The sequence below is a fragment of the Gracilibacillus sp. YIM 98692 genome, assembly GCF_010993965.1.
GTDB lineage: Bacteria > Bacillota > Bacilli > Bacillales > Amphibacillaceae > Gracilibacillus.
This window is the reverse complement of sequence record NZ_WIXM01000002.1, coordinates 183,646-197,439: the sequence shown is the minus strand read 5'-3', so window position 1 is coordinate 197,439 and position 13,794 is coordinate 183,646. Positions and strand designations below refer to the sequence as shown.

The following is a 13,794-nucleotide window of genomic DNA, read 5'->3' as shown; positions in this document are numbered from 1 at the left end:
CGAGTTACCTCCCAAATTCCAAATATCAATATGAAATAATATACTTCATCTTTTTTACAGTAAGCGTTATTGATTATCCCAAAAAAAAAACATGATGTAAAGGGTTGCGCAAAACTAGACAAAGTATAGCATAATTTGATAAATACAACCTTTGCAATTCGACATTTTTTATTTTTATGTATCATATTGAAATGACAAGTGAGTGTAATCAAGGAGAAGATTTAGATGATCTTACAAGAAGAAATAAGAGGTCTTAAGATGTTAAAAGTGCAACAAAAGGAGTTTAACACTCCTTTTGAGTTTTTTCCCTACACTCTGTCAAACACACTAAATCCAATTAATCCAATTAACACGATAAAGCAAAGGATACCAAATACTATACTCATGCTAGTCACCTCTCATTTCGAACATGCTTTTTCTTTATTATACCTTATATTGTATAATAAACAACATCTTATGTAGTAATTTTCGTGTTATAATAATCATAGCATATTTGAAAAATAGAAAGCGAGTGTTTTCATTGTCTTTTTGCCCACAATGTGGAAATAGAGTTGAATCAAATGAAGTATTTTGTGTGTCTTGCGGGCATAAATTGCCTGTCGATATACATGAAAGACAATTCTCCAATAAAAAAAAGCAAAAATGGTGGATACTCCCTTTAGCAGCTTTATTGTTTAGTATTATCATTATATCCTCCACCCAATATTACTATAATCAAAAAAGCAAAGAAGCGCTATCTTTATATCACGAAGCAAAAGAAATGGCATTGGTTGGTGATTACGAGCAAGCTAAGCAACTAATTAATGCGGCCCTTCGCCACAAAACCAATTTTCCAGAGGCTGCTACAGCAAGTGAATTTCTCGATAAAACATTTCATATTAATGAAGCACTTGGGGAAGTAGAAAAATTCAATGAAGAACAAGCTTTCACGAAATCGTTTGATAAGATTAATCAAGTAGAGGATGAGATACAAAATTATAATGGCCCACTCATTGAGCAACTTCAAGATCAAGTAACAGCACTTAAAAATGAAACTTCTATTCAACAAATCAGCTATCAATTAAACAACAACCCTAAACCAGATGAATTGAAAGGTTTAATTTGGGAAATTGAAGATATTTCACATGAACGAGCTAACGAGATTTCTAATCAAATTCGGGACAAATTAGTTAGTTATGTATACCAAGAAGCAAAACAACTGTTAGACGACCATCAATTCAGCTCAGCTCAAACAGTGGTGGAGGATGGACTCTCCTATGTAGAAGACTCTGAACCTTTACAAAACTTAAAAACAACTATACAAAAAGAAAAAGTTGCTTTTGAAACAGCTCAGGAAAAACGAATTGAACAAGCATTGTCAACAGCTGAAAAAGAAAGAGAAGTCAATCAAAGTGATGCAATTGAATTAAAGGACACAAATATTGAGAAAAACAATGACCAAATTATTGTTTCAGGAAAATTAAAAAGCGTCGCAACAGTGCCTGTTCACTCTGTCTTGATCAGTTATACTATAATAACAGATGAAGAAGAAGCTATTCTATCAAATGAGGTATATGCAATACCTGAGACACTGTACCCTGAAGAATCTGGCGATTTTGAGTTCACACATTTTGATATAGAAGAGGATTATGACAGATTGACCATAAAAGTGGATGAGGTCACTTGGTATTTAGATGAATAATTGGAGGATTCAAGATGAAAGCAAATAAATGGGCGATTACAGTAACAGTACTGATTTCCATCATTACTGTTCTTTATATTAGTTTCATAGTACGAAATTGGCATACCACTGATTTACATGTAGAAGATTATTTTGTAGATGATAGTACTGGGAATTATGCTGAGCTTGATCTCCAATCTATTATTCATCATGCGCAAAAAGCGGTGGTTCAAATAGAAGCAACTAACGAATTTACTACCAAAAACGGATCAGGCTTTCTTTATAATCATAACGGTGACATTATCACAAATGCTCATGTGATTAAAGATGCAGATTATATAACAGTAAAATTTGCTAATGCTAGACAATATCCGGCTGCAGTTGTTGGAATTGGAGATAATACAGATATCGCATTAATTCGAGTGCCAGATATCGGGGATGTTGAACCATTAGAAATCAGCTTGGAAGAGAACATAGATATTGGCAAGGAAGTCATTGCAGTTGGCAGCCCTCTAGGTATACAAAATGCTGTATCCTTAGGACTTATAGTTGGAACAGATCGCTCTTTTTCTGTAAATGATTATCAATACGAGAATGTTTATCAAATTTCCGCAAATATTACTCATGGCAATAGTGGTGGTCCTTTAATTTCTCGAACAGAAGGAAACGTGGTTGGAATAAATGCAGCTGGCATATCTGACACAGATATCGGTTTTAGCATTCCTTTAACTAATGATATCCGTGAACGAATAGACCAGTGGATTGAAAAAAGTAAGGGCAAGCAGTTAGTTTACGCCTCACCCACAGATCAAAACTTACAAACAAAAAGTTTGGAAGAAGATGCTGATTACATAGCAGAATATTTTTTCGAAAGTATTTCTATTAGAGATTATATTAATGCTTATACATTACTAGGAAGTTCCTTACAATCTGAGTTAAGTTATGCGGAGTTTCGTGATACATTCACTAAGATTGTGGAATTAACGATACAAGACGTTAACCTTCAAAATGAGAAAGAGCAAGAAATATCGGCAAAAGTATCATTACTGGCCACTTCTCGTAGTCAATCCCACCATGAAGTAGATAATGATTGGGTGTATAAATTAACCATTGGATATGAGAATGACCAAGTAAAAATATTAGATTTTACGTTATTAAACTCGTAAGAAAGGAGAAAGTGTAATGAAGAATTCTATTATAATATGTTTATTCTTAATACTCTTTGCTTGTTCAAAACAAGAAGAAGAGCCCTTGGTTGTAAAAGAGGAGCCAGAAGAGCCCATTGAAGATTTAATAGAGAAAGAGGAACTAACGGAAAAGCCCATAGAAAATGAAAACTTTGAGTTAAAGTTTTTACTAGAAGATGAAGTGATATCCTTAAATACTGAAAATATTTCTATATTAAAATCTTATTTGAGTACTTTTGATGATGCCAATCGCAAACAGGTAATAGAACAAATGGAACTGAAAAAATTGCCATTGAATCATTTATATCTCTTATCATTCAGTTGCCAATCAGAAACTTGTTCCTACTTATTATTGGATCGAGGAAATCCAAACCGCTCTTTTTTGTTAGACGATTTTGTTTACATCAAAGACATAACCGTTGCCCCTGACAAAAACAGCTTGATTTTTGTTATGGAGCAATTAGATACAGATTATATGGTTTCCTTTTATCTCCCTGAATGGAAAACGATACCATTACAGCCATCTGTCAAATTGACTCAACACAAAAGGGTGAAAAGCTTGTCTTGGATAGATAACGATACGATTCAAGCAGAAGTGCAAATAATAGCAGATAACAATCGACAACAACTTGAGTTTTCTTTAATCAAAGATGAAAAGGATAGAGAAAGCTGATTTTACTCAAATACAATGGTACCTTGTCCTTTTATATTTACCTCTTTCCCATCAACCATAAATTGTGAATGTATATAAACAGTATGTCTTCCTTTGTTTAATGGAGACATGTGTAATGGTTGTTGTGGATGATAGGAATAGCCTGGTTTTAATGTATTTTGTACATGACTACCAGTAAACGTGCCATTGTCTTTGGTAAAAGTCACCTGTGTTAATGGAGTCCTATGCTTGATTTCGACTTCTTCCTCTCCTATGTATTCTAAAGAACGTAACACTTGAAAGCCTTCGGTTGTCTCCTCAATACGAACGTGTACAATAAAATCCTCATACTGTTCTTTTATTTTAACTGTTTCTACTAAAGACGTCGTCATCGATTCTTTAATAAAGAACCCAAACAACCAGGTTACCCCTAAAATCAAAACAAGCGTAATTAGAATTTTTCTCCACATCCACACCTCCTCCTTTCTTTATCATCCTCTAATTTTTATATTCCTATTACGATAACATTTTAAACCTTTCCTTGAGCATTTGCTTCCATGTTTATATGACGAATTTTTATGCCAATAAGTTTCATTTTTTGATTAAAATTTAACATGTATACTTTTTTGTAAATTCTGCAAGATATGTATTGCATAACATAAAATTTCACTTTAACTATAGCTAAAAAACAAATGGAAAGGGAGTTTGCCCATGCGGCTACGTGTATATTTACTTATCTTTTCACTTTCTGTTCTGATGATTGGGTGTAATGAAATAAACGAGGGCAGTCAAAATAACCAAGAGAATCCACTAAGCACTGCAGATCCGATAAATAATCCAAGCAATGATTATTCCCTTCCTAAAAAAGCAAAGACTGTTTTAGATCAAGAAACGGATACGATTAGTTCCTATAAGGGGATTGCTATTGATAATCAAGTTTTTGTAGCAATCCAAGCCAATACTTTTAAGCAATTTACAGAGCAAAAAATTGAAAAAGCATTAGAAGATAAACTCAAGAAGAAATTAAGCCTAAAAGACGTGAGTGTCACATCAGATCAAAAGTTTTATATGGAGCTCTCGAAACTTGAACGCAAGAATGAAACCAATAAAAATAAACTCAAAAAGAAAATAGAAGAATTTAAAACATTAATGAAAGAACAAACTTAATCGGAGGTAAGTTGGATGAGTGATTCAAATAACTCTTATAAAAAAATGGAACAACAACAAGAACCGAAACGTCCTATTTTAAAAAATTGCCTCAAAGCGTTTGTTATAGGTGGATTCATTTGTCTAATCGGACAAGTAATTTCCACTATTTACATGTACTTTTTTGATTTTACCGAACAAACAGTGGGCAATCCAACCGTTGCAACACTTATTTTCATTACGATGCTTTTAACTGGTTTTGGTGTTTATGATCGAATCGGTCAATTCGCTGGTGCAGGGACAGCTGTTCCAGTAACTGGTTTTGGTAATGCAGTTATATCTGCAGCAATCGAGCATCGAACAGAGGGGTTTGTACAAGGAGTTGGAGGTAATATGTTTAAATTAGCAGGATCTGTCATCCTGTTTGGTGTATTCTCTGCTTTTATTATTGCGCTAATAAAAACGTTATTCTCGTATTGGAGTGGTGTTTAATGCTTTCCGGAAACCAAACAATTACATTTCAAACCCCCCCTTCTATTGTTTCAACAGGGACGGTTGGAGGCCCGTTTGAAGCTCAAGGAAATATAACAGAAGACTTTGATTTATTTTATTCTGATCAATGGATTGAAGAGAAATCATTTGAGCTAGCACATCAGCATTTAATTGAAAAAGCTAGCCAGATTGCAATAAAGAAAGCCAATATACAAACCAATGATGTGAACTTTTTCTTACATGGTGATTTAATTAATCAACTTACTCCTTCAAACTTTGCAGCAAGACAGTTATCCATTCCATATCTAGGAATATTCAGTGCATGTGCTACGTCCATGGAAGCTTTAGCATTAGCAAGTCTTCTCGCAAGCCAGCAAAATGTACAATACGTTTTAACAGGAGCCGCTAGTCATAATGCTGCAGTAGAGAGACAATTCCGATACCCAACAGAATATGGCAGTCAAAAACCAGATACTTCACAATGGACAGTGACAGGTGCAGGTGTGGCTTTAGTTTCTACTCAAGGAAGCGGCCCCAAAGTTACTTCCGCAACCATTGGAAAAGTGATAGACAAAGGGTTGAAAGATCCATTTAACATGGGTGGGGCAATGGCTCCTGCCGCTTATGATACCATCACTCAACATTTACAAGACCGAAACATTGACGAAAGTTATTATGACTATATTATAACTGGTGATTTAGCAAAGATAGGAAGAGAAATTTGTTTAGAAATGTTTCACAAAGGTGGCATCGGGATCTCTGAACAGCAATTTGTAGACTGTGGTTTAACCATATATAAACCAGAACAGCCGATTTTTGCTGGTGCTAGCGGACCAGCTTGTTCTTCTATTGTTACTTATGGTCATTTTTTAAACAAACTAATTAATAAACAGTGCAATCGTATTCTAGTCGTTGCAACTGGTGCCTTACTATCTCCTCTTACCGTTCAACAAAATCAAACCATACCATGTATCGCTCATGCTGTGTCGATTGAGAATGGATAAATGCACTAAAATAATAGATGGATGGGAGTGATAAAATGGTTTTTTTATGGTCCTTTATTGTCGGTGGTCTAATATGCGTTATTGGTCAATTACTTTTTGACATTGCCAAGCTCACGCCAGGTCATACTTTAAGTGTACTAGTGGTATCAGGAGCTGTCTTAGATGGTTTTGGCTTATACGAGCCCTTAATCGACTTTGCTGGTGCCGGCGCTACAGTTCCCATTACGAGCTTCGGGAATTCGCTTGTTCATGGTGCATTAGAAGAAGCTGAGAAGCATGGTCTGATCGGAGTAATAACAGGAATGTTCGAGGTGACAAGTTCTGGTATATCTGCAGCTATTATATTTGGCATGATCGGTGCCATATTCTTTAAACCAAAAGGTTAAAAATGCCCCAAAGCCCGTTCACTGTACACGCAACTGGAATACTTCTACCCTTCAAGGAGCTCTTATTTCCAGTTGCTGGACAGCTGTTCATCAAAAAAATTGGTTTCTGAAATCCTTCCCGTACTCCTTCACATAATTATTCATAGCGGATAGCTATTTTCCCAAACTGATGCTGTTTATCTAATCTTTCAAATGCTTGATCTAATTCGTTAAATAAAAAGACCTTATCTAACACAGGCTTTATGTGATGTTGTTCCATAAATGATAACAGATAACGAAACTCTTCTCTGCTTCCCATCGTTGTACCAAACATTTTATACTGCCCATAAAAGAATTTTCGTAAATTAAAGGTGATCTCGTCATTTGTAGAGGAGCCAAATGTCACCATTCTTCCTCCCTTTTTCAACACATCTAAAGAGCGGTTAAAAGTAGCACCTCCAACACTTTCAATGACAAGGTCTATTTTTTCATTTCTTAATGCTTCCTCCCAGTCTTCAAAAGTATTTAGGACAACATCTGCTCCTAATTCCTTTGCAAACTGCATTTTTCCCGAGTCTCTCGTAGTAGTTATAACCCTTGCACCTTTCGCTTTAGCAAATAAAATAATATGTGTATGAACCCCGCTTCCTACTCCAGGAATAAACAGAGTTTCCTTTTCTTGTATTTGTCCTTTTGTAATAAGTGCTCGAAAGCCTGTAAGTCCGGCTAAAGCAAAAACACCTGCTTCTTCCCAATTGAGATGATCCGGTTTTTTTTCTACGAAATCTTCTGAAATCACAAACTTCTCTGCAAAAGTCCCATGACTAGGCATGCCTACAATTTCAAAATTTTCAGGAGGCGCATCACTATTTTCATACCAATTTAAACTAGGGTTAATCACCACCTCTTCCCCTATTTGGAATCGACTCTCTCCATCCCAAATATCTTCAACAATTCCTGCACCATCGGACCCTATAATAAGTGGATTTTCTTTTACTCCATAACGATCCGGAATATGTAAATCTCGATGATTTAAACCAAATGACTTCATCTTGATTTTCACTTGACCCTTTCCAACTTCAGGTTCATTCAATACCATTTGTTTTAAATTACCGTTTTGTACTCCATAAGCTTTCATTCTTTTAAACTCCTTTTTCATTCTTTTAAACTCCTTTGATGTAATGGATAATGATGATTGATGCTATTCTTTAACAATTTTTGCATTTCCCCTATTCCTTTTGTACCTAATAAAGGAAATTGTATCCTGTTTGCTTGTGGAAATGCTTGATAAATAATTGGTTTGTATTTCTTACCTGTTAATACAACAATATCATGACTTGGAATTTCCTTTGAAATGATTTGGCTCACTAGTCTTTTGGCTGTAATGATATCCGCACTTTTGTGGTGAAAACTAAGGTTATAATTTTTTGGCACCATGTCAGATGGTAAAAGTAAACCATGTTTCGCTGAAATAATAAGCCAATGTTCAAAAAAACTTTTTGCATATTGTTGACATAGTTTATGGAAAATACCAATATATGCATGTTCTGCCTTTACAGGTCCCTCACTGGGATCCATATCCCAAATCTTTTTCTTTCCACATGGAATGATGCACACTTGACTCATTTTTTCACATCCTTTCTCATCTTCCTATTATTATATAAAAAAAGGAATTATGCACCATCATCTTGTTACCATAAAAATTTACAAAAATTTTGTCATATTTCAGATATGATGTTATCAACATTGTAATCGCTTACCGTTTTTTTACCTCATATTAATGTCAGAAAATTATTAAAAAAAGGTTGACCTAAAGGCAATTTGGTTGTAATATTGTCGTCAATCAGATATTTCTGATAAATAAAATAAATTCATTGTCGCCTATGGACAGAATAAAAACTTTCGTATAGTATAAACTATAGTGAAAAAAGTTATATATGAAAATGTTGACGGGAACAAAGGATTAGGATTCTGTATTTTTAGAGAGCCAAGGATGGTGGAAGCTTGGTAATACACCCTTTTCCGATTACTCATCCCCGAGTGTTAAGCTGAACGTTTTCCTAGTAAGCTTAACCAGGTGTCTTACACCTGTTATCAAAATGAAGCTGATGTGATAACTAGCTTCATGAGGCAATATTTGTGAAAATATTGTAAATCAGGGTGGTACCGTGAAAAGAAAGGCCTTTTCTCCCTTGTTTATTGCAGTTTAATGCTAGCAAAAAACAAGATAGAATAGGCCTTTTTTCTATATATTTAAGGTTATTCTAAATCATTCATTTTCTTTTCGTCTATTTAGTCATGATGTGCTCGATTAACGAAGTAAAATATTAGATGTAAAATTCATTCTTTTTTATAGATACATCATGATCAACGATTATTGTATTGTTATGATAGACAAAATTTTCTAATTTAGGAGGGATTAGAGTGGAACGAACAAAGAAGCAGGCACAAGAAGCAATCACTGAAAAAGAACCCAAAACTGGAGCTGACTTACTAGTCGAATCGTTGATTAATGAAGGTGTAGAAACTTTATTTGGCTATCCAGGCGGTGCTGCTTTACCAATTTTTGATGCACTATACAAGGCACAGGAATCTTTTGATCAAATCCTTGCTCGACATGAACAAGGGTCGATCCATGCAGCAGAAGGATATGCTCGTGTTTCTGGAAAACCTGGTGTTGTAATCGCAACTTCAGGTCCTGGTGCAACGAATCTTGTAACAGGGATAGCAGATGCAATGATTGATTCCCTTCCACTAATTGTAGTGACTGGTCAAGTAGCTCGCGGTGTGATTGGGTCCGATGCTTTTCAAGAAGTTGATGTAATGGGGATTACAACTCCAATTACAAAACACAATTATCAAGTACGTGATCTAAAAGATTTACCACGAATTGTGAAAGAAGCTTTTCATATTGCGACAACGGGTAGACCTGGACCTGTATTAATTGATATCCCGAAAGATATTTCAGCACAGGTTGTAGAAGAGAGTTTCAAAGCAAATGTCGATACAGATTTACCAGGTTATCAACCTACAACGAAGCCTAACCCGTTACAAATTAAAAAGCTATCAGAAGCGATCGGCAAAGCAAAAAAGCCAATTATTTTAACAGGTGCAGGGGTTATCTTTGCAAATGCATCAGAAGAAATTAAATCCTTTGCTGAAAAATATTCACTACCTGTTACCTCCACTTTACTTGGATTGGGCGCTTTTCCTGGTAACCACCCATTATTCTTAGGAATGGCAGGTATGCATGGTACCTATGCGGCAAATACAGCACTGTATGAATGTGACTTACTTATTAACATTGGAGCTCGTTTTGATGACCGTTTGACTGGAAATTTAAACTCATTTGCTCCTAATGCAACCATCGCTCACATTGATATAGACCCAGCTGAAATTGGTAAAAATGTACCAACACAAATCCCTATTGTTGGGGATGCTAAAGCAGCTTTAACAAAGCTTTTAGATCAATCGATAGAACAACCTGATCATGATGAATGGCTTGTAACGATTCATGAAAATTACGAAAATTACCCATTATGGTATAACAACCCAGAAACAGACATGGTAGGCCAATGGGTAATTAAGCAAATTTATGAGAAAACTAACGGAGATGCTATTGTTACGACAGATGTTGGGCAGCACCAAATGTGGGCAGCTCAATACTATCAGTTTACGAAACCAGGTCGATGGGTATCTTCTGGTGGTTTAGGAACAATGGGCTTTGGCTTCCCTTCTGCCATTGGTGCTCAGCTAGCTAAACCAGATGACACCGTCGTTGCAGTTGTTGGAGATGGCGGTTTCCAAATGACTTTACAAGAACTGTCCATCTTACAAGAAAAAGGACTTCCTGTGAAAGTAATCATTGTAAATAATCAAGCATTAGGAATGGTTAGACAATGGCAAGAAGCATTTTACTCTGAACGTTACTCGCAATCCATCTTTAATATTCAGCCAGACTTTGTCAAGTTAGCAGAGTCTTACAATGTTAGAGGGTTGCAGGTAAAAACACAAAAAGAATTTCTAAACGCATTACCAGAGATCTTTGATTATGATGGACCTGTAGTGGTAGATGCACGTGTTATTCAGCAAGAAAATGTATTTCCAATGATTGCTCCAGGAAAGGGTATAAACGAGATGATTGGGGTGAAACCATGAAACGAATCATAACCGCAACTGTTAGGAATCGAAGTGGTGTATTAAATCGCGTAACAAGTTTACTTCAGCGCCGACAGTTTAACATTGAAAGTATTTCTGTCGGAAGAACAGAGTCTGAAGAAGTATCTAAGATGACTTTTGTTGTTGAAGTAGAAGATTTTCAAAAACTAGAACAAATGACAAAACAATTAAATAAACAAATTGACGTGATTAAAGTTTCTGATATTACAGATAAGGCCATTGTTGCTAGAGAGTTAGCTCTCATTAAAATTGTTAGCAATAGCCAATTACGCGGAGAGGTTCAAGGTATTATTGAACCCTTCCGTGCCTCTATTGTAGATGTAAGTAAAGATAGCTTATCTATTCAAGTTACAGGTAAGCCAGATAAAATTGAAGCACTTATTGAATTACTAAAGCCATATGGAATAAAAGAATTAGCAAGAACTGGTTTAACTGCTTTCGTTCGGGGGCAACAACCTTCAAGTTATGATAGTAGTTTCCATTCCTTACTTAACTAATAATATTATTTAAAATATATTAGAAAAAATTTGAGAGAGGATGTAGTTATTTATGACAAAAGTACTTTATAACCACAATATTAATGAAGAGGTATTACAATCTAAAAAAATCGCTATAATTGGATATGGATCTCAAGGCCATGCCCATGCCCTTAACTTAAAAGAAAGTGGTTTTGACGTAGTAGTAGGTCTTCGCCAAGGGAAATCTTGGGATAAAGCGGTAGAAGATGGAGTAGAAGTAAAAACAGTAGCAGATGCATCTAAAGAAGCTGACGTAATCATGATTCTTCTTCCAGATGAGTATCAACCATCTATCTATAAAGAAGCAATTGAACCAAATTTAGAGGCTGGTAACGCATTAGTATTTGCTCATGGTTTCAACATTCACTTTAACCAAATCGTACCACCAGCAGATGTAGATGTATTCTTAGTAGCTCCTAAAGGTCCTGGCCACCTTGTACGCAGAACATTCGAAGAAGGTGCTGGTGTACCTGCACTTTATGGTATTTTCCAAGATGCAACAGGTAATGCCGTAGATGTTGCGCTTGCTTATGCAAAAGGAATTGGTGCTGGTCGTGCTGGAATTCTTGAAACAACTTTCCAGGAAGAAACAGAAACAGACCTATTTGGTGAGCAAGCAGTGCTATGCGGTGGAACTTCTGCACTAGTAAAAGCTGGTTTTGAAACATTAGTAGAAGCTGGTTATCAGCCAGAAGTTGCTTATTTCGAATGTCTTCACGAATTGAAATTAATTGTTGATTTATTATATGAAGGTGGACTTGAAAACATGCGTCATTCCATCTCTGATACAGCTGAATGGGGCGATTTTATGTCAGGACCTCGCATTGTTGACGAAAATACAAAAGCACGCATGAAAGAAGTATTAACTGACATTCAAACAGGTAAATTTGCACAAGGATGGATTCTAGAAAACCAAGCAAACCGTCCACGTTATCATGCCATTAAAAATGCGGAAAACAAACATCAAATCGAAAAGGTAGGTAGAGAGCTACGTGAATTAATGCCATTTGTTAAGCAAAAGGCGATTAATAAGAAGGAAGTGGTCTCTAATGACTCAAATTAAGATTTTTGATACAACACTAAGAGATGGCGAACAATCTCCTGGTGTGAACCTTAACCAACTAGAAAAGTTGGAATTGGCGAAACAATTAGAACGCTTTGGGATAGATGTGATGGAAGCAGGATTTCCTGCTTCCTCCCAAGGTGATTTTGACGCCGTAAAAAAAATCGCTGAAACAGTGAAGAACGTTTCTGTAACCGGCTTAGCTCGTGCCGTAAAGTCTGATATTGACGCTTGCTGGAAAGCACTTAAAAATGCTCAAGATCCTAGACTGCATGTTTTTATTGCAACCTCCCCTATTCACATGGAATACAAATTGCAGAAGACACCGGAGGAAGTTATTGAAACAGCAGTAGAAATGGTTAAATACGGCAAGCAATTCTTTGATCATGTCGAATGGTCTGCTGAAGATGCATCAAGAACTGATTTAGACTTTTTAGCTAAAATTGTGGAAAAAGTCATCGATGCAGGAGCAACTGTAATTAATTTACCAGATACAGTTGGCTATACTATGCCTCGAGAATATGGTGCAATGTTTCGCTATATGAAAGAAAACGTTCCAAACATCGACAAAGCCGATCTTTCTTGTCACTGCCATGATGACTTAGGTATGGCATTAGCTAATTCTTTGGCAGCAGTAGAAAATGGGGCAACACAAGTAGAAGGAACCATTAACGGCATTGGAGAACGGGCCGGTAATGCTTCACTGGAAGAATTAGCTGTAGCTTTAAAAATTCGCAATGATTATTATCCTTATCATACTAACCTTGTATTAAATGAAATTAAGCGTACTAGTGATATGGTAAGTAAATTCACTGGAATGACTATACCTGGTAACAAAGCAGTTGTTGGTCGAAATGCTTTTGCTCATGAATCTGGCATACATCAAGATGGGGTTTTAAAGAATGCCGAAACTTATGAGATTATTACACCGGAACTTGTTGGTGTTCATTCTAATAACTTAGTGTTGGGTAAACACTCTGGCCGACATGCATTTACAGATAAAATTAAACAGCTAGGTTACCAATTATCAGAAGACAAACTAAAAGAAGCTTTTAAAGCATTTAAATTACTTACCGATCGAAAAAAAGAAGTAACAGATGATGATTTATTTGCTATCTTAACAGATATTCAAACAGATACTTCCAATGTGAAACGTTATATGCTGGAAGATTTTAAAGTACAATACGGATCTTCTGAAAAGCCGAGCGCTACTGTGACTTTAACAACACCAGATGATGAAAAAGTAAAAGACACAAAAACGGGCCAAGGTAGTGTTGAGGCGCTTTATAATACGCTTGATGAACTCATTAAAGAAGAAACACATCTTACTGATTTTCAACTAAATTCAATCGGTCAAGGACGTGATGCATTGGCTGAGGTTCATGTCAGTTTAACGGTTGACGGTGAAACAGTAAGCGGACGTGGATCTGCTCAAGATGTACTAGAAGCAGCGGTGCAAGCTTATTTGAATGGAGTTAACCGTGCTATCTATCAAAAAAAAGCAGTCTAACTTTCGTATCTTTTGTCT

Annotated in this window: 14 protein-coding genes; 11 read left to right on the top strand and 3 right to left on the bottom strand. The window is 35.9% G+C overall.

All coding sequences use genetic code 11. The annotated features are described in order from the left end of the window. Positions 1-409 precede the first annotated feature (409 nt). Genes GHD00_RS03150 through GHD00_RS03140 form a run of 3 tightly spaced genes read left to right on the top strand, consistent with a single transcriptional unit; the run spans position 410 to position 3,520 of the window. Entirely contained in the window at positions 410-1,681 is a 1,272-nt protein-coding gene (locus GHD00_RS03150) for a zinc-ribbon domain-containing protein (RefSeq protein ID WP_481810373.1), read from the top strand. A 14-nt stretch (positions 1,682-1,695) separates the two neighbouring features. Next, positions 1,696-2,826: a S1C family serine protease gene (locus GHD00_RS03145; RefSeq protein ID WP_163536653.1), complete on the top strand. Its 1,131-nt coding sequence runs from the start codon at positions 1,696-1,698 to the stop codon at positions 2,824-2,826. A 16-nt stretch (positions 2,827-2,842) separates the two neighbouring features. Then, positions 2,843-3,520 (top strand): hypothetical protein, encoded by a 678-nt coding sequence (locus GHD00_RS03140; protein ID WP_163536652.1) that lies wholly within the window; start codon positions 2,843-2,845, stop codon positions 3,518-3,520. Between the two features lie 2 nt (positions 3,521-3,522). Here GHD00_RS03140 and GHD00_RS03135 read toward each other — a convergent pair whose 3' ends face one another. Then, positions 3,523-3,969 carry a hypothetical protein gene (locus GHD00_RS03135; protein WP_163536651.1) on the bottom strand — a complete coding sequence of 149 codons (447 nt, stop codon included), beginning with the start codon at positions 3,967-3,969 and terminating at the stop codon, positions 3,523-3,525. 241 nt (positions 3,970-4,210) lie between these two features. On the opposite strand from GHD00_RS03135, the gene GHD00_RS03130 reads away from it, so the two are divergent. Genes GHD00_RS03130 through spoVAE form a run of 4 tightly spaced genes read left to right on the top strand, consistent with a single transcriptional unit; the run spans position 4,211 to position 6,527 of the window. Next, positions 4,211-4,666: a YhcN/YlaJ family sporulation lipoprotein gene (locus GHD00_RS03130; protein WP_163536650.1), complete on the top strand. Its 456-nt coding sequence runs from the start codon at positions 4,211-4,213 to the stop codon at positions 4,664-4,666. A gap of 15 nt (positions 4,667-4,681) precedes the next feature. Then, entirely contained in the window at positions 4,682-5,137 is a 456-nt protein-coding gene (gene spoVAC / locus GHD00_RS03125; protein WP_163536649.1) for a stage V sporulation protein AC, read from the top strand. Beyond that, entirely contained in the window at positions 5,137-6,141 is a 1,005-nt protein-coding gene (gene spoVAD / locus GHD00_RS03120) for a stage V sporulation protein AD (protein ID WP_163536648.1), read from the top strand. Before spoVAC ends, spoVAD begins: the two co-directional genes overlap by 1 nt. 35 nt (positions 6,142-6,176) lie before the next feature. Continuing rightward, the gene (gene spoVAE / locus GHD00_RS03115) at positions 6,177-6,527 is read left to right on the top strand and encodes a stage V sporulation protein AE (protein ID WP_163536647.1); all 351 of its coding nucleotides are present in this window, start codon (positions 6,177-6,179) and stop codon (positions 6,525-6,527) included. 136 nt (positions 6,528-6,663) lie between these two features. On the opposite strand, the gene GHD00_RS03110 is transcribed toward spoVAE, so the two are convergent. Beyond that, complete coding sequence (locus GHD00_RS03110; protein ID WP_163536918.1) at positions 6,664-7,644, bottom strand: zinc-binding dehydrogenase; 981 nt, start codon at positions 7,642-7,644, stop codon at positions 6,664-6,666. Positions 7,645-7,661: 17 nt separating this feature from the next. After that, on the bottom strand, positions 7,662-8,132 hold the full coding sequence (locus GHD00_RS03105; RefSeq protein ID WP_163536646.1) for a DUF6884 domain-containing protein: 471 nt from the start codon (positions 8,130-8,132) through the stop codon (positions 7,662-7,664). A gap of 798 nt (positions 8,133-8,930) precedes the next feature. Here GHD00_RS03105 and ilvB point away from each other — a divergent pair. From ilvB to GHD00_RS03085, 4 genes are read left to right on the top strand one after another with little or no spacing between them, the layout of a single operon-like run. Continuing rightward, the gene (gene ilvB / locus GHD00_RS03100) at positions 8,931-10,664 is read left to right on the top strand and encodes a biosynthetic-type acetolactate synthase large subunit (protein ID WP_163536645.1); all 1,734 of its coding nucleotides are present in this window, start codon (positions 8,931-8,933) and stop codon (positions 10,662-10,664) included. Continuing rightward, the gene (gene ilvN, locus GHD00_RS03095; RefSeq protein ID WP_163536644.1) at positions 10,661-11,182 is read left to right on the top strand and encodes an acetolactate synthase small subunit; all 522 of its coding nucleotides are present in this window, start codon (positions 10,661-10,663) and stop codon (positions 11,180-11,182) included. The genes ilvB and ilvN overlap by 4 nt, the downstream gene beginning before the upstream one ends. Positions 11,183-11,234: 52 nt before the next feature. Continuing rightward, positions 11,235-12,266, top strand: a complete 1,032-nt coding sequence (ilvC, locus tag GHD00_RS03090) for a ketol-acid reductoisomerase (RefSeq protein WP_163536643.1) — start codon at positions 11,235-11,237, stop codon at positions 12,264-12,266. Beyond that, on the top strand, positions 12,253-13,776 hold the full coding sequence (locus GHD00_RS03085) for a 2-isopropylmalate synthase (protein WP_163536642.1): 1,524 nt from the start codon (positions 12,253-12,255) through the stop codon (positions 13,774-13,776). Before ilvC ends, GHD00_RS03085 begins: the two co-directional genes overlap by 14 nt. Positions 13,777-13,794 lie beyond the last annotated feature (18 nt).